General features: G+C 57.3%; 15 protein-coding genes. 13 read left to right on the plus strand and 2 right to left on the minus strand.

Features of this window, described 5'->3' with window-relative positions; genetic code table 11:
* Positions 1–62: 62 nt before the first annotated feature.
* Positions 63–2,765 (minus strand): [protein-PII] uridylyltransferase, encoded by a 2,703-nt coding sequence (locus tag AC1DIG_RS22850; protein WP_477769137.1) that lies wholly within the window; start codon positions 2,763–2,765, stop codon positions 63–65.
* Positions 2,766–2,808: 43 nt separating this feature from the next.
* Positions 2,809–3,591 (minus strand): type I methionyl aminopeptidase, encoded by a 783-nt coding sequence (map, locus tag AC1DIG_RS22855; protein ID WP_019692084.1) that lies wholly within the window; start codon positions 3,589–3,591, stop codon positions 2,809–2,811.
* A 371-nt stretch (positions 3,592–3,962) separates the two neighbouring features.
* On the opposite strand from map, the gene rpsB reads away from it, so the two are divergent.
* The 13 genes from rpsB (at position 3,963) to lpxA (ending at position 16,844) form a co-directional block, all read left to right on the plus strand.
* Complete coding sequence (gene rpsB, locus AC1DIG_RS22860; protein WP_003219330.1) at positions 3,963–4,700, plus strand: 30S ribosomal protein S2; 738 nt, start codon at positions 3,963–3,965, stop codon at positions 4,698–4,700.
* Between the two features lie 204 nt (positions 4,701–4,904).
* Positions 4,905–5,768 carry a translation elongation factor Ts gene (gene tsf / locus AC1DIG_RS22865; protein WP_427534619.1) on the plus strand — a complete coding sequence of 288 codons (864 nt, stop codon included), beginning with the start codon at positions 4,905–4,907 and terminating at the stop codon, positions 5,766–5,768.
* A gap of 210 nt (positions 5,769–5,978) precedes the next feature.
* Positions 5,979–6,722: a UMP kinase gene (gene pyrH / locus AC1DIG_RS22870; RefSeq protein ID WP_011059526.1), complete on the plus strand. Its 744-nt coding sequence runs from the start codon at positions 5,979–5,981 to the stop codon at positions 6,720–6,722.
* Entirely contained in the window at positions 6,719–7,276 is a 558-nt protein-coding gene (frr, locus tag AC1DIG_RS22875; protein WP_477769138.1) for a ribosome recycling factor, read from the plus strand. The genes pyrH and frr overlap by 4 nt, the downstream gene beginning before the upstream one ends.
* A 17-nt stretch (positions 7,277–7,293) precedes the next feature.
* Complete coding sequence (uppS, locus tag AC1DIG_RS22880) at positions 7,294–8,049, plus strand: polyprenyl diphosphate synthase (protein WP_477769139.1); 756 nt, start codon at positions 7,294–7,296, stop codon at positions 8,047–8,049.
* Positions 8,049–8,855, plus strand: coding sequence for a phosphatidate cytidylyltransferase (locus AC1DIG_RS22885; protein WP_477769140.1), 807 nt, complete (start codon positions 8,049–8,051; stop codon positions 8,853–8,855). The genes uppS and AC1DIG_RS22885 overlap by 1 nt, the downstream gene beginning before the upstream one ends.
* Complete coding sequence (ispC, locus tag AC1DIG_RS22890; protein WP_477769141.1) at positions 8,852–10,042, plus strand: 1-deoxy-D-xylulose-5-phosphate reductoisomerase; 1,191 nt, start codon at positions 8,852–8,854, stop codon at positions 10,040–10,042. The genes AC1DIG_RS22885 and ispC overlap by 4 nt, the downstream gene beginning before the upstream one ends.
* 54 nt (positions 10,043–10,096) lie before the next feature.
* Positions 10,097–11,449 (plus strand): sigma E protease regulator RseP, encoded by a 1,353-nt coding sequence (gene rseP, locus AC1DIG_RS22895; RefSeq protein WP_477769142.1) that lies wholly within the window; start codon positions 10,097–10,099, stop codon positions 11,447–11,449.
* Positions 11,450–11,523: 74 nt separating this feature from the next.
* Positions 11,524–13,914 carry an outer membrane protein assembly factor BamA gene (bamA, locus tag AC1DIG_RS22900; protein WP_477769143.1) on the plus strand — a complete coding sequence of 797 codons (2,391 nt, stop codon included), beginning with the start codon at positions 11,524–11,526 and terminating at the stop codon, positions 13,912–13,914.
* A gap of 45 nt (positions 13,915–13,959) precedes the next feature.
* Positions 13,960–14,463 (plus strand): OmpH/Skp family outer membrane protein, encoded by a 504-nt coding sequence (locus AC1DIG_RS22905; RefSeq protein WP_427534602.1) that lies wholly within the window; start codon positions 13,960–13,962, stop codon positions 14,461–14,463.
* Positions 14,464–14,466: 3 nt separating this feature from the next.
* On the plus strand, positions 14,467–15,522 hold the full coding sequence (gene lpxD / locus AC1DIG_RS22910; RefSeq protein ID WP_477769144.1) for a UDP-3-O-(3-hydroxymyristoyl)glucosamine N-acyltransferase: 1,056 nt from the start codon (positions 14,467–14,469) through the stop codon (positions 15,520–15,522).
* A 108-nt stretch (positions 15,523–15,630) separates the two neighbouring features.
* Positions 15,631–16,071, plus strand: coding sequence for a 3-hydroxyacyl-ACP dehydratase FabZ (fabZ, locus tag AC1DIG_RS22915; RefSeq protein ID WP_007978374.1), 441 nt, complete (start codon positions 15,631–15,633; stop codon positions 16,069–16,071).
* Entirely contained in the window at positions 16,068–16,844 is a 777-nt protein-coding gene (lpxA, locus tag AC1DIG_RS22920) for an acyl-ACP--UDP-N-acetylglucosamine O-acyltransferase (protein ID WP_477769145.1), read from the plus strand. Before fabZ ends, lpxA begins: the two co-directional genes overlap by 4 nt.

Here is a 16,844-nt window from a genome sequence, read left to right on the forward strand (position 1 = left end):
GATGCTGAATGGACTGACGCCATCGCGAGCAAGCTCGCTCCCACAGGGGAAAATTTGTTAATTCAGAAGCTGATGCGTGAAAGTTTGATATCCGGTTCGGGGCTGACGCTCAGTTGTTCGACGATCGCATCCTGCAAACGGCTGCACAGCTGGGGGTCGGACAACGGGTGGTTGTTCGCGTCGGTGATGAAGAACACGTCTTCGACCCGCTCGCCGAGAGTGGCGATCTTGGCATTCTGCAGCGACAGGTCGAACTCGAGAAAGATTGTTCCGATCCGTGCCAACAGACCCGGACGGTCGGGGGCGCTGAGTTCTAGCACCGTCACCTGGCGCTGGGCATCGTTGTGGATCGTCACTTGCGGTGCGAACGCAAAATGCTTGAGCTGGCGCGGCACCCGACGCTGGATGATGGTCGGGTAGTTGTCCGGGTTGCGCAGGGCTTCGGTCAGGCCGTCGCGGATCTGCTTGACCCGCGCCGGGTTGTCGCCAATCGAGTCGCCGTCGGTGTCGAGCACGATATAGGTGTCGAGGGTGAACTGGCTGGTGGAGGTGATCACCCGGGCGTCGTGAATGTTCAGGTTGAGCTGGTCCATCGCTGCCACGGTCACGGCGAAGAAGTCGTGCTGGTCCGGTGCATAGATGAAGATCTGCGTGCCACCCTCGAACTCGCGCTGGGTGGTTTCCTTGATCAGTACCAGTGGCCCGCCGTCGGCTGGCTGCTGGAGGATGGCCTCAGTGTGCCAGGCCACGTCGCCGGCGGTGTGACGCAGGAAGTAATCATCGCCCAGTTGCGACCAGAGTTGTTCGACATCGTCCGGGTCGGTGCCGCCGCGTACCAGAATATCCAGGGCGGCACTTTGGGTCTGGCGGATCTGCTCTTCGCGATCGACCGGGTTTTCCAGGCCGCGGCGCAAGGCCCGCTTGGTTTCGGTGTAGAGCTGGCGCAGCAAACTGGCGCGCCAGGAGTTCCACAGCGTCGGGTTGGTGGCGTTGATGTCGGAAACGGTCAGCACGTACAGGTAATCGAGTCGGGTTTCGTCGCCGACGATTTGCGCGAAGTCGTGGATCACTTGCGGGTCGGACAGGTCTTTGCGCTGGGCGGTGGTCGACATCACCAGGTGGTTTTGCACCAGCCAGACAATCAGCCGGCTGTCCCACACGGGCAGTTGATGGCGTTGGCAGAACGCTTCGGCGTCGACCGCCCCGATATCCGAGTGATCGCCATGCCGGCCCTTGCCGATGTCGTGGTACAGCCCGGCAAGGTAGATCAGCTCTGGCTTGGGCAGCTTGCCCATGAGCTTGCTGGCCAGCGGGAATTTCTCGGACACCTGGGTGTACTGCAATTTGCGCAGGTGTTTGATCAGGTTCAGGGTGTGGGCGTCGACCGTATAAATATGGAACAGGTCGTGCTGCATCTGCCCGACGATAAAACCGAACTCTGGCAGGTAGCGCCCGAGAATGCCGTAACGGTTCATCCGTCGCAGGTTGCGGTGGATGCCGATCTTGCACTTGAACAGTTCGATGAACAGGCTGGTATTGCGAATGTCGTTGCGGAAGTCGTCATCGATCAGGTGCCGGTGTTCGCGCAGCAGACGAATGGTGTCAGCCCGCACGCCCTTGATTTCCGGCTGCTGGGCCATCAGCACGAAAATTTCCAGCATGGCAAACGGCGTGCGTCTGAACACGTTGGTGTTGATCGCCTCGATGTAGCCGTCATGCAACTGGAAGCGCGAGTTGATCGGTTGCGGCGGCGCTTCATCTTCCGGCGCGAGGATAACTTCCTCGAAATGCTGGATGATCAGGTCGCTGAGCTGGGCAATGCTCATCACCACCCGGTAGTACTGCTGCATGAAGTTTTCGATGGCGTGCTTGGCGTCATCGCCTTCAAAGCCCAGCAGCCCGGCGATCGAGCGCTGGTGGTCGAACAGCAAGCGGTCTTCGGCGCGGCCAGCGAGCATGTGCAGGGCGTAGCGAACCTTCCACAAAAACTCCTGGGACGAGGCCAGCAGGGCGTTTTCGCTTTCGACCAGGAAGCCTTCGCCTGCCAGTGCACGCAGGTTGAGCGTGCCGTATTGGCGGCGTGCCACCCACAGAATCGTCTGAATATCCCGTAGGCCGCCAGGCGAGCCTTTGACGTTGGGTTCCAGGTTGTATTCGGTGTCGTTGTATTTGTGGTGACGTGCCTTCTGTTCAGCACGTTTGGCCAGGAAAAAATCCTTGGCCGGCCACATGTGCTCAGTGCTGGTGACATCGAGCATGCGCTGGCGCAAGTGCTCGGGGCCGGCAATGGTGCGGCTTTCCATCAGGTTGGTGATGATGGTCAGGTCGGCGCGGGCCTGTTCGGCACATTCGTCCACCGAGCGTACGCTCTGGCCAACTTCCAGGCCGATGTCCCATAGCAGCGTCAGAAAACGCTCGATGGAGTCGCGGAAAACTTCGTGATCGGCGTTATCCAGCAGAATCAGCAAATCGATATCGGAGTAGGGGTGCAGTTCGCCGCGACCGTAGCCGCCGACCGCGACCAGCGCGATGTCGGCGTCTTCACTCCAATTGAACTGCTCCCAGGCCTGTTGCAGGACGTTGTCGACGAACCAGGCGCGATCCTCGATCAGCCGGCGAATATCCCGCCCGCTGCGAAATCGCGCGTCGAGCACCTCTCGTGCCTGGCGGATGGCCTTCTTGAAGGCCGCGATCGGGCTTGCCTTCAGGGCCAGTTCGGCCTGGAACTGGCCGCGGTCGAAGAGTTCGGGATCCACCTGCGGCATCGATTGGCATTCCTTCTATAGGCTGGGGGCGGAGCTTGTCGGATCAGGCCGAAACGCGAGGAATGGTGTCATCGCTGCGCAGGGTGAAGATCTCGTAACCGGTTTCGGTCACCAACAGGGTGTGCTCCCACTGGGCCGACAGCTTGCGGTCCTTGGTGATCGCGGTCCAGCCATCGCCGAGCACCTTGGTGTCGGCACGGCCCTGATTGATCATCGGCTCGATGGTGAAGGTCATGCCGGCTTTCAGTTCCATGCCGGTGCCGGCGCGGCCGTAATGCAGGATTTGCGGTTCTTCGTGGAACACCTTGCCGATGCCGTGGCCGCAGAACTCGCGAACCACCGAGAAACCGTTCTTTTCAGCGTGCTTCTGGATGACTTCGCCGATATCTCCGAGGCGGCAGCCGGGCTTGACCAGTTCGATGGCCTTGTACATGCATTCCTGGGTGACTTGTGACAGGCGCTCGGCCCACACCGGCACGTTGCCGACGTGGAACATGCGGCTGGTGTCGCCGTGATAGCCATCTTTGATCACGGTGACGTCGATGTTCAGCGTGTCGCCATCTTTCAGCGGCTTCTCGTTCGGGATGCCGTGGCAGACCACGTGGTTGATCGAGGTGCAGATGGACTTCGGAAAGCCTTTATAGTTGAGCGGGGCAGGGATGGCTTTCTGCTCGTTGACGATGTAGTCGTGGCAGATGCGGTCCAGCTCTTCGGTCGTGACACCGGGCTTGACGTATTCGGCAATCATTTCCAGCACATCGGCGGCAAGCTTGCCGGCGATCCGCATTTTTGCGATGTCCTCTGGGGTTTTGAGGGTGACGGTCATACAGGTTCTCTCTACGCTCAGTGGCGCTTTCTATACGGAATGGGCTCTGCGTGATGCTGCTCGCAGCCCTGAAAAACACGATTCTAACAGACGATCACGGCGAATCTGTGCCTCTGTGCATCGCTTCTCTCTATAGAATGGCGCATTCTGGGGGGATTCCAAGGGCCGGAACAAAAGCACTGATCAGGTTTTAAGATTCCGGGTTTCGTTTTCGCCCTCCTTGTGATATAAAATGCGCCGCTTTCCGGGTATACCCCGAAAAGCTTAAATCCACACACGTGTCGACACGATGACCTGGGTGCCTTCAGCTGATGCTGCTGGTTGGTCATTGGGATACGTGGAGGCCAAACCCGACTTATTAAGGAACTATCATGTCCCAAGTCAACATGCGCGATATGCTGAAGGCCGGTGTGCACTTCGGTCACCAGACCCGTTACTGGAACCCGAAAATGGGTAAGTACATTTTCGGCGCGCGTAACAAGATCCACATCATCAACCTTGAAAAAACCCTGCCAATGTTCAACGAAGCTCTGACTTTCGTAGAGCGTCTGGCCCAGGGCAAAAACAAGATTCTGTTCGTCGGCACCAAGCGTTCCGCTGGCAAGATCGTTGCTGAAGAAGCAGCACGCTGCGGTTCGCCGTACGTCGATCACCGCTGGTTGGGCGGCATGCTGACCAACTTCAAAACCATCCGTGCTTCCATCAAGCGTCTGCGTGACCTTGAAGTGCAAGCCGAAGACGGTACTTTCGCCAAGCTGACCAAGAAAGAGGCGCTGATGCGCACTCGCGACCTGGAAAAGCTGGATCGTTCCCTGGGTGGTATCAAGGACATGGGCGGTCTGCCTGACGCACTGTTCGTTATCGACGTTGATCACGAGCGCATCGCGATCACCGAAGCCAACAAGCTGGGCATCCCGGTTATCGGCGTAGTCGATACCAACAGCAGCCCGGAAGGCGTTGACTACATCATCCCAGGCAACGATGACGCAATCCGCGCTATCCAGCTGTACATGGGTTCGATGGCTGACGCTGTAATCCGCGGTCGCAACCACGTTGCTGGCGGCACCGAGCAGTTCGTTGAAGAAGCTCCGGTAGCAGCAGCTGAGTAATTGACGCCTTGGCGTTGACTCAGTAAGCAAAAAGGGGGCTTGGCCCCCTTTTTGCCACCTCGAAAACCATTTGTTGGCGCCTGTTTTCAGGATGCCGCTACTGCATCTGTAATGTGCAGCAGCTAACAAGGGTGGTTCGGGAAGAATTGAACGCCCGTTCGATCGGGTGGAATGGTTGATAACCTATCCAAGAGGAATTTTGAAATGGCAGAGATTACTGCAGCGTTGGTCAAAGAACTGCGCGAGCGTACTGGCGAAGGCATGATGGACTGCAAGAAAGCCTTGACCAAGGCTGGCGGCGACATCGAGAAAGCCATTGATGACATGCGTGCTTCGGGCGCCATCAAGGCAGCCAAAAAAGCAGGCAACGTTGCTGCTGAAGGCGCGATCGCTCTGAAGGAAGACGGTAAATCCGCAGTCCTGCTGGAAGTGAACTCGCAGACTGACTTCCTGGCTCTGCAGGACGACTTCAAGGTATTTGTTGCTGCTAGCGTTGAAAAAGCGTTCGCCGACAAGCTGACTACCGTTGAGCCTCTGATCGAAGCTCAAGAAGCTGCTCGCCTGGTATTGGTCGGCAAGGTTGGCGAAAACGTCAACATCCGTCGCCTGACTCGTGTTGAAGGTGATGTTGTCGGTGGTTACCTGCACGGCAACAAGATCGGTGTAGCTGTTGTTCTGAAGGGCGGCAACGTTGAGCTGGCCAAAGACATCGCTATGCACGTAGCGGCTACCAACCCTGAATTCCTGCTGCCGTCGGAAGTTTCCGCTGAAGCGATCGAGCGCGAGAAAGGCGTGTTCCTGACCCTCAACGCTGACAAGATCGCCGGCAAGCCAGAAAACATCGTTGAAAACATGGTTAAAGGCCGTATCAGCAAGTTCTTGGCTGAAGCAAGTCTGGTTGAGCAGGCGTTCGTCAAGAACCCTGAAATCAAGGTTGGCGAACTGGCTAAGAAAGCCGGTGCTGAAATCGTTTCTTTCACTTACTTCAAAGTAGGCGAAGGCATCGAGAAGCCAGTCGACAACTTCGCTGAAGAAGTTGCTGCTCAACTGGCTGCTGCCAAGCAGTAAGACGGTTTTTTAACTGTCGCCCTGAAGAGGCTGCCCGCTCACGCGCGCAGCCTCTTTTCAGATGGGGAAGCCAATTTATTTGGTTTTCCGTCGGAACTGGCTTACAAAGCCGTGTTCCGATGGCGCTGTGACAGCGTCACGTTAGAGTGAACGCAGGCTGCAAACAGCCCGCAAAGAATTTTTTAAAATACGCCGCAGGAGAGATTCGCAATGGCTCAGCAGGGCAGTGGTTATCAGGCTCGCTATAAACGCATTCTACTCAAGCTTAGCGGCGAGGCCTTGATGGGCTCCGAAGAGTTCGGAATCGACCCCAAGGTTCTGGATCGCATGGCGCTGGAAGTCGGCCAACTGGTCGGTATCGGCGTTCAGGTTGGTCTGGTGATTGGTGGTGGTAATCTGTTCCGTGGTGCGGCACTGAGTGCGGCCGGCATGGATCGGGTAACGGGTGACCACATGGGCATGCTGGCCACTGTGATGAACGCCCTGGCCATGCGTGACGCGCTGGAACGTGCGAATATCTCGGCTATCGTGATGTCGGCTATTTCCATGGTAGGTGTGACCGATCACTACGATCGCCGCAAAGCCATGCGTCACCTGAACTCCAAGGAAGTGGTCATCTTTGCTGCCGGTACCGGCAATCCGTTCTTCACTACGGACTCGGCAGCCTGCTTGCGCGCGATCGAGATCGATGCCGACGTCGTGTTGAAAGCGACCAAGGTTGATGGCGTGTACACCGCTGACCCATTCAAAGACCCGCATGCCGAGAAGTTCGATCATCTGACCTACGATGAAGTACTGGATCGCAAGCTGGGCGTGATGGATCTGACGGCAATTTGCCTGTGCCGCGACCACAAAATGCCGCTGCGCGTATTTAACATGAACAAGCCCGGCGCCCTGCTGAACATCGTGCATGGCGGCGCTGAAGGAACCCTGATCGAGGAAGGCGAACAATGATCAACGAAATCAAGAAAGACGCTCAAGAGCGCATGACCAAGTCCCTGGACTCGCTGGTGCACGCTTTTGGTCAGATTCGTACAGGCAAGGCGCACCCAAGTATCCTGGGCAGTGTGATGGTGCCTTACTACGGTTCGGATACTCCTTTGAGCAGCGTGGCCAACGTCACCGTGAAGGACTCTCGGACCCTGCAAGTCGTGGCTTTCGAGCGCAACATGCTCGCAGCGGTCGACAAGGCGATCCAGAGTGCTGGCCTGAACCTCAACCCGACTAACCTGGGTGAGTTGCTGCTGATATCCATGCCGGCCTTGACCGAGGAGACCCGCAAGGGCTTCACCAAGCAAGCGCGCAGCGCAGCCGAAGACGCTCGTGTCGCGGTGCGTAATATTCGCCGTGATGCGCTGGGCGATCTGAAGAAGCTGGTCAAGGACAAGGAAATCAGCGAAGACGAAGAGCGTCGCGCAAGTGCCGATATCGACAAGTTGATCAAGGACTTCGAGGCTCAGATCAATAAGCTCACTGAAGACAAAGAAAAGGACCTGATGGCCGTATAAGGGGTCAGGACGCCTTCATGGAAAAGACCAAGCAGCCAGTGCTGTCCTCGGTGCCGCGCCACGTCGCGATCATCATGGACGGTAATAATCGCTGGGCAAAAAAACGTTTCTTGCCCGGTGTTGCCGGGCACAAGGCTGGCGTCGATGCTGTGCGCGCGGTCATCGAGGTGTGCGCTGAGGCCGGGGTTGAAGTACTGACCCTGTTCGCCTTCTCCAGTGAAAACTGGCAGCGTCCGGCCGATGAAGTCAGCGCCTTGATGGATTTGTTTTTCAAGGCGTTGCGTCGCGAGGCCAAGCGTCTCAACGACAACAACATCACGTTGCGTATTATCGGCGATCGTTCGCGTTTTCATCCCGAGCTTCAGGCAGCCATGCGTGAGGCGGAGGCAATGACAGTCGGCGCCAATCGTTTTGTCCTGCAGATCGCGGCCAACTATGGCGGCCAATGGGATATTGCCCAGGCTGCACAGCGTCTGGCGCGAGAGGTTCAGGCCGGGCATTTGCGTCCGGACGACATCACTCCCGAGTTGCTGCAGACCTGTCTGGCTACCGGTGATCTGCCGTTGCCGGACTTGTGCATTCGTACCGGTGGCGAGCATCGCATCAGCAATTTCCTGCTGTGGCAATTGGCGTACTCCGAGCTGTATTTCTCCGACCTGTTCTGGCCGGACTTCAAACACGAAGCCATGCGTAATGCATTGGCCGATTTCGCTTCTCGCCAGCGTCGATTCGGTAAAACGAGTGAGCAGGTCGAGGCTGGAGCCCGGATTTAATGCTTAAACAACGAATCATCACTGCGCTGATCCTGCTGCCGATCGCCCTGTGCGGATTTTTTCTGCTCGAGGGCTCCGGTTTTGCGCTGTTTATCGGCCTGGTCGTGACTCTTGGTGCCTGGGAATGGGCGCGTCTGGCAGGTTTCACTGCACAACCGATCCGTGTCGCTTATGCGGCGGTAGTCGCGGCGATGCTGTTTGTCATGCACGTGCTGCCGGGGCTTTCGCCTTGGGTGTTGGGTGCTGCCGTGCTCTGGTGGGCGGTGGCGACCTTCCTGGTGCTGACCTATCCCAAGACCAGTGAGCATTGGGCCAGTGCGGCCTGCAAGCTGGTCATCGGCCTGCTGATCCTGTTGCCGGCCTGGCAAGGTTTGATCCTGATCAAGCAAGAGCCGCTGGGTAACTGGCTGATCATGGCAGTGATGGTGCTGGTCTGGGGTGCAGACATTGGCGCTTACTTTTCCGGTCGGGCATTCGGCAAGCGCAAGCTTGCTCCGCAGGTCAGTCCTGGCAAGAGCTGGGAAGGCGTGTACGGCGGCTTGCTGCTGAGTCTGGTGATCACCGCCATCGTTGGTCTGGTGCGTGACTGGACGATTGGCGAGATGCTGAAAGGATTGATCGGCGCGGCGATTATCGTGTTTATCTCGGTGGTCGGCGATTTGACCGAAAGTATGTTCAAGCGCCAGTCGGGCATCAAGGACAGTAGTAATCTGCTGCCGGGCCATGGCGGCATTCTGGATCGTATCGACAGTCTCACCGCGGCGATCCCGGTGTTTGCGGTATTGCTGTGGATGGCTGCATCGTGAGCCGCCCACAACAGATCACAGTCCTGGGGGCGACCGGTTCCATTGGCTTGAGCACCCTTGATGTCATTGCGCGTCATCCCGAGCGCTATCAAGTCTTTGCCTTGAGCGGTTTCTCTCGCCTGAGTGAACTACTGGCCTTGTGCATCCGCCATGTGCCGCGTTTTGCTGTTGTGCCGGAGCCCTTGGCTGCCCGGCGTTTGCAAGACGATCTGCGCGCTGCGGGCCTTTCAACGCGGGTGCTGGTGGGGGAGGAGGGCCTGTGTCAGGTCGCTTCCGACGCTGAAGTCGATGCGGTGATGGCGGCGATTGTCGGTGCGGCGGGTTTGCGTCCGACGCTGGCGGCGGTCGAGGCGGGCAAGAAGATTCTGCTGGCCAACAAGGAAGCGCTGGTGATGTCCGGCGCGCTGTTCATGCAGGCCGTGCACAAGAGCGGGTCGGTGCTGCTGCCGATCGACAGCGAGCACAATGCGATCTTTCAGTGCATGCCCGCAGACTTTTCCCGTGGGCTTGGCGCTGTAGGCGTTCGTCGGATTCTGCTGACAGCCTCTGGCGGTCCGTTCCGGCAGACATCGATGGCTGAGTTGGCGCATGTTACGCCAGAGCAGGCGTGTGCCCATCCCAACTGGTCGATGGGGCGCAAGATTTCGGTCGATTCGGCCAGCATGATGAACAAAGGTCTGGAACTGATCGAGGCCTGTTGGCTGTTTGATGCAAAGCCGTCTCAGGTTGAGGTGGTGATTCATCCGCAAAGCGTGATTCATTCGCTGGTCGACTACGTCGATGGTTCGGTATTGGCGCAGTTGGGCAATCCGGATATGCGGACGCCGATCGCCAATGCGCTGGCATGGCCTGAGCGAATCGACTCCGGGGTTGCGCCGCTGGATCTGTTTGCAATCGCGCGTCTGGACTTCCAGGCGCCCGACGAAGAGCGTTTCCCGTGCTTGCGTCTGGCGCGCCAGGCGGCCGAGGCCGGGAACAGTGCTCCGGCCATGCTGAACGCCGCGAATGAGGTGGCTGTTGCAGCCTTTCTCGATGGACGTGTCCGTTACCTGGAGATCGCGAGTATCATCGAAGAGGTGTTAAATCTCGAACCTGTGGTTTCGGTCGATGATCTCGATGCGGTTTTCACTGCGGACGCGAAAGCGCGTGTCCTGGCCGAGCGTTGGTTGAGTCGTCACGGGCGATAGGTGTTGCGGCGGGTTTGCCCGCGGCAGCACTGAATAGGATTGCGGAGAAAGTAGATGAGCGCGCTCTATATGATTGTCGGCACCCTGGTGGCTTTGGGCGTGCTGGTCACCTTCCATGAATTTGGCCATTTCTGGGTCGCGCGTCGCTGTGGCGTCAAGGTTCTGCGTTTCTCCGTGGGCTTCGGCCTGCCATTGCTGCGCTGGCATGACCGGCGCGGCACCGAGTTCGTGATCGCCGCCATCCCTCTGGGTGGTTACGTGAAGATGCTTGACGAGCGTGAAGGCGAAGTGCCGTCCGATCAGCTTGATCAGGCCTTTAATCGCAAATCCGTTCGTCAGCGCATTGCCATCGTTGCTGCCGGGCCTGTCGCCAACTTCTTGTTGGCGTTGGTGTTTTTCTGGGTGCTGGCGATGCTCGGCACTGAACAGGTGCGCCCCGTCATCGGTGCCGTTGAAATCGGCAGCATGGCCGCCAAGGCCGGTTTGAATCCGGGGCAGGAAATCGTCGCCATCGATGGCGAACCGACTTCGGGTTGGGCGGCGGTGAATCTGCAGCTGGTCCGGCGTCTTGGTGAAAGCGGTTCGATGCAATTGCTGGTGCGCGAACAGGGCTCTACCGTCGATTCGCCGCGCGAGCTGGTCCTGGATCATTGGCTCAAGGGGGCTGATGAGCCGGACCCGATTCGTTCGCTGGGTATTCGCCCTTGGCGTCCGGCGTTGCCACCGGTGTTGGCTGAGCTGGACCCTAAAGGCCCGGCGCAGGCCGCTGGCCTGAAGACCGGTGACCGTCTGCTGGCGCTCGATGGCCTGGCGCTGACTGATTGGCAGCAAGTGGTCGATTGGGTGCGTGTGCATCCTGATACCAAAATTGTGCTGCATATCGAGCGTGACGGTGCTCAAATCGACGTCCCGGTTACCTTGGCAACTCGCGACAAGGCGAAAGTGGCCAGTGGTTATCTGGGTGCCGGGGTGAAGGCTGTCGATTGGCCGCCAGCCATGATTCGCGAGGTCAGCTTCGGTCCTGTGGCGGCGATTGGTGAAGGTGCTCGACGCACTTGGACCATGAGTGTGCTGACCCTTGATTCACTAAAGAAAATGTTGTTCGGCGAGCTCTCGGTAAAAAACTTGAGTGGACCGATAACCATTGCTAAAGTGGCGGGCGCTTCTGCCCAGTCGGGTGTCGCTGATTTCCTGAATTTCCTGGCTTATCTGAGTATTAGCCTGGGCGTTCTGAATTTGTTGCCCATTCCTGTACTGGATGGGGGGCATTTGTTGTTTTATCTGATCGAGTGGGCGCGTGGTCGTCCCTTGTCGGATCGGGTGCAGAGTTGGGGGATACAGATCGGTATCAGTTTGGTGATCGGGGTGATGTTGCTTGCTCTGGTCAACGATCTGGGTCGACTGTAACGCTTCGCTGAATTGCGAATCTGCCGCATTTTGCGGCAGTTTGTTTATTGCCAGTTGGAATAAGAAAGGACTTCATGAAACGTCTGCTGCTAACTGCGGTTTTCACCGTATTGATGATCGCCGAAGTTCACGCCGAGTCCTTCACTATCTCCGATATTCGCATCAATGGCCTCCAGCGGGTATCCGCGGGTAGCGTCTTTGGTGCCTTGCCGTTGAACGTCGGTGAACAGGCGGATGACCGTCGCCTGGTGGAATCCACTCGTGCGCTGTTCAAAACCGGTTTCTTTCAAGATATCCAGCTGGGCCGCGATGGCAATGTCCTGGTCATCACGGTAGTCGAACGCCCGTCGGTCGCCAGTATCGAGATCGAAGGCAACAAGGCGATCTCCACTGACGACCTGATGAAAGGCCTTAAACAATCCGGTCTGGCTGAAGGCGAGATCTTCCAGCGTGCGACGCTTGAAGGCGTGCGTAACGAGCTGCAGCGCCAGTACGTCGCTCAAGGTCGCTACTCGGCCACCGTTGACACTGAAGTTGTTCCTCAGCCGCGCAACCGCGTTGGCTTGAAGGTCAATATCAACGAAGGCACTGTCGCGGCTATCCAGCACATCAACGTGGTGGGTAACACGGTTTTCCCTGATGAAGACCTGATCGACCTGTTCGAACTCAAGACCACCAACTGGCTGTCGTTCTTCAAGAACGATGACAAGTACGCTCGTGAAAAACTTTCCGGTGACCTGGAACGCCTGCGTTCCTACTACCTGGACCGCGGCTATATCAACATGGATATCGCTTCGACCCAGGTGTCGATCACCCCGGACAAAAAACACGTCTATATCACCGTCAACATCAACGAAGGTCAGAAGTACAACGTTCGTGACGTGAAGCTCAGCGGTGACCTGAAGGTCCCTGAAGACCAGATCAAGGCGCTGCTGCTGGTGCAAAAAGGTCAGGTGTTCTCGCGCAAGCTGATGACTACGACTTCTGAGTTGATCACCCGTCGCCTGGGTAACGAGGGTTACACCTTCGCCAACGTCAACGGCGTACCGACTCCGCATGACGACGATCACACCGTTGATATCACCTTTGTGGTCGATCCGGGCAAGCGTGCTTACGTAAACCGTATCAACTTCCGCGGCAACACCAAGACGGAAGACGAAGTGCTTCGTCGTGAAATGCGCCAGATGGAAGGTGGCTGGGCTTCGACCTACCTGATCGACCAGTCCAAGACCCGTCTGGAACGCCTGGGCTTCTTCAAGGAAGTCAACGTCGAGACTCCGGCTGTACCGGGTGTCGATGACCAGGTTGACGTGAACTACGCCGTTGAAGAGCAAGCTTCCGGCTCGATCACCGCCAGCGTTGGTTTTGCTCAGAGCGCCGGTTTGATCCTGGGTGGTTCGATTACCCAGAACAACTTCCTGGGTACCGGTAACAAGGTCAGCATTGGCTTGACCCGTAGCCAATACCAGAGCCGTTATAACTTCGGTTATGTCGACCCGTACTGGACAGCCGATGGCGTGAGCCTGGGTTACAACGCTTTCTATCGCACCACCGACTACAAAAACCTTGATGTCAACGTAGCCAGCTACGCGGTAGACAGCTTGGGCGCGGGCATCAACGTCGGTTATCCGATCAGTGAAACTTCGCGTCTGACCTTTGGTCTGACCGCACAACAAGACAAGATCAAGACTGGTCAGTACACCGTTGACGAAATTTTCAACTTCGTTAACACGCAAGGCGACCAGTACCTGAACTTCAAGGCTTCGGCCGGTTGGTCCGAGTCGACACTGAACAAAGGCGTGCTGGCGACCCGTGGTCACTCGCAAAGCCTGACACTGGAAGCCACTACCCCGGGCAGCGATCTGTCGTTCTTCAAGCTCGACTACCGTGGCCAGCTGTTCCAGCCATTGTCTGAAAATTACACCATGCGCCTGCACACCGAGCTGGGTTATGGCGATGGTTATGGTTCTACCAGCGGGTTGCCGTTCTACGAGAACTATTATGCAGGTGGTTTCAACTCGGTTCGTGGTTTCAAGGACAGTACGCTTGGCCCTCGTGGTACCCCGAGCCGTGGTGTTGATGTGACCGGGAACCAGGGCACCCTCGCTGACCCGGATGATAAAGCTCTGCCATTTGGTGGTAACGTCCTGATTCAAGGTGGCGCAGAAATTCTGTTCCCGCTGCCTTTCGTCAAAGATCAGCGATCCCTGCGTACCTCTGTGTTCTGGGACGTCGGTAACGTGTTCGACTCCAAGTGCGAGCAGGTCAGGAATACCAATGGCACCCTTTCCAATACACAGTGCAACGACATCAGCTTCAGCAATATGGCCAGTTCGGTGGGTGTGGGTGTGACATGGGTTACCGCCCTTGGTCCGTTGAGCTTTGCCTTGGCAATGCCGGTCAAGAAGCCGGACAGCAATGCGGAGACTCAGGTGTTCCAATTCTCCCTCGGTCAGACTTTCTAATAGCCTGATCCAAGATAATGACAATGGATTTTGTAGGAGTGCATCGTGCGTAAGTTGACTCAATTGGTTCTCCTGGCAACTGTCCTGGTAGCAACCCCGGCATTTGCCGAAATGAAAATCGCGGTACTGAACTATCAGATGGCTCTGCTGGAGTCTGATGCGGCGAAGAAGTACGCCGTGGATGCCGAGAAGAAGTTCGGGCCGCAGCTGACCAAGCTCAAGGCCCTGGAAAGCAGTGCCAAAGGTATTCAGGATCGTCTGGTAAGCGGCGGTGACAAAATGGCCCAGGGCGAGCGTGAGCGTCTTGAGCTTGAATTCAAGCAAAAGGCCCGTGACTTCCAGTTCCAGTCCAAGGAACTGAACGAAGCCAAAGCCGTTGCTGACCGTGAAATGCTGAAGCAGCTCAAGCCGAAACTGGACAGCGCTGTGGAAGAAGTCATCAAGAAAGGTGCTTTTGACCTGGTCTTCGAGCGTGGCGCAGTGATTGATGTCAAGCCTCAGTACGACATCACTCGCCAGGTTATCGAGCGCATGAATCAGCTGAAGTAATCCATGACAGCGACTATAAAGCTCGGCCAATTGGCCGAGTTCCTCGGCGCCACTCTTCGTGGCTCCGCGGAGAAAGAAATCACTGGGCTAGCCACCTTGCAGGAGGCTGGCCCAGCTCAGTTGAGCTTTCTGGCAAACCCCCAATACCGTAAATATCTGGCCGACAGCCAGGCCGCAGCCGTGTTGCTGAAGGCCGCTGACGCAGAAGGTTTTGCAGGTGATGCGCTGGTTGTGCCTGATCCGTATGCGGCGTATGCCCGGGTTTCCCATCTGTTCGACCCCAAACCCAAGGCTGCTGCCGGTATCCATCCGACAGCGGTGGTGGCAGCGGACGCAGTGGTTGATCCGGCTGCGAGCATTGGCGCTTTTGCCGTGATCGAAAGCGCTGCGCGAATCGCCGCAGGCGTGACGGTCGGTGCTCACTGCTTCATTGGTGCGCGCAGCGAGATCGGTGAGGGTGGCTGGTTGGCCCCGCGCGTGACGCTGTACCACGACGTACGCATCGGCAAGCGCGTGGTGATTCAGTCCGGTGCCGTGCTCGGTGGTGAAGGCTTTGGTTTTGCCAACGAAAAAGGCATCTGGCAGAAGATCGCCCAGGTGGGTGGGGTATTGATCGGTGACGATGTGGAGATTGGCGTGAATACCGCTATCGACCGCGGTGCACTGGCCGACACCATCATCGGCAATGGCGTGAAGCTCGATAATCAGATTCAGATCGCCCACAACGTGCAAGTCGGTGATCACACCGCCATGGCGGCGTGCGTGGGGATTTCCGGCAGCACCAAAATCGGCAAGCACTGCATGCTGGCGGGTGGTGTGGGGCTGGTCGGACACATTGATATTTGCGACAACGTATTCCTGACCGGAATGACCATGGTGACTCACTCGATTACCGAGCCGGGTTCCTATTCGTCCGGGACGGCCATGCAACCGGCTGCCGAGTGGCGCAAAAGCGCGGCACGTATCCGTCAGCTCGATGATATCGCGCGACGTTTGCGACAGCTGGAAAAGCGTGTTGGGGACGTGACCCCTGACAGCAATGCTTCATCAGATGGCTGATACCATTTCCATATCAAGTGTGCACAGCCGTTAGACTGCCTCCTTGATTTGCTAGAGGAGTGTGCGTCAGTCGCGCGCTCCCAATCTTTACATAGGCTTCCCCCCGAAATGATGGACATCAACGAGATTCGCGAATACCTGCCTCACCGTTACCCGTTCCTGTTGGTGGACCGGGTAGTGGAGCTGGATGTTGAAGGCAAGCGCATTCGCGCCTACAAGAATGTCAGCATCAACGAGCCATTCTTCAACGGTCACTTCCCTGCGCATCCAATCATGCCGGGCGTTCTGATCATTGAAGCGATGGCTCAGGCTGCCGGGATCCTTGGTTTCAAAATGCTCGACGTAAAGCCGGCCGATGGCACGCTTTACTACTTTGTCGGCTCCGACAAGCTGCGTTTCCGCCAGCCGGTTCTGCCGGGTGATCAGTTGATTCTTGAAGCGAAGTTCATCAGTTGCAAGCGTCAGATCTGGAAGTTCGAATGCCAGGCTTCGGTCGATGGCAAGCCAGTCTGCTCTGCTGAAATCATCTGTGCGGAACGCAAACTATGAGTTTGATTGACCCTCGCGCAATCATCGATCCGACGGCCATTCTGGCCGACGACGTCGAGGTCGGCCCGTGGTCGATCGTCGGCGCTGGTGTGGAAATCGGCGAGGGAACAGTGATCGGCCCGCACGTGATTCTCAAAGGGCCGACACGTATCGGTAAGCACAACCGCATTTACCAGTTTTCCTCGGTAGGTGAGGACACGCCCGATTTGAAGTACAAGGGTGAAGAAACCCGTCTGGTGATCGGTGACCACAATGTCATCCGTGAAGGCGTGACCATTCACCGTGGCACTGTTCAGGATCGTTCCGAAACGACCCTGGGCGACCACAACCTGATCATGGCCTATGCCCACATTGGCCATGACAGCGTTATCGGCAATAACTGCATCCTGGTCAACAACACCGCGCTGGCCGGGCATGTGCACGTCGATGACTGGGCGATCCTGTCGGGTTTTACCCTGGTGCATCAGTATTGCCATATTGGCGCCCACAGCTTTTCCGGTATGGGCACAGCCATTGGCAAGGATGTTCCAGCCTATGTCACGGTGTTCGGCAACCCCGCCGAAGCTCGTAGCATGAACTTCGAAGGCATGCGTCGCCGTGGTTTCAGCGAAGATGCGATCCACGCATTACGCCGAGCCTACAAAGTGGTTTATCGCCAGGGTTTGACGGTCGAACAAGCGCTTGCCGAGTTGCTCGAGCCGTCGGAAGAGTTCCCGGAAGTCGCGGTGTTCCGTGACTCCATCCAGTCCTCGACTCGCGGCATCACCCGTTAA

It is taken from the genome of Pseudomonas sp. 05N431 (assembly GCF_056397005.1).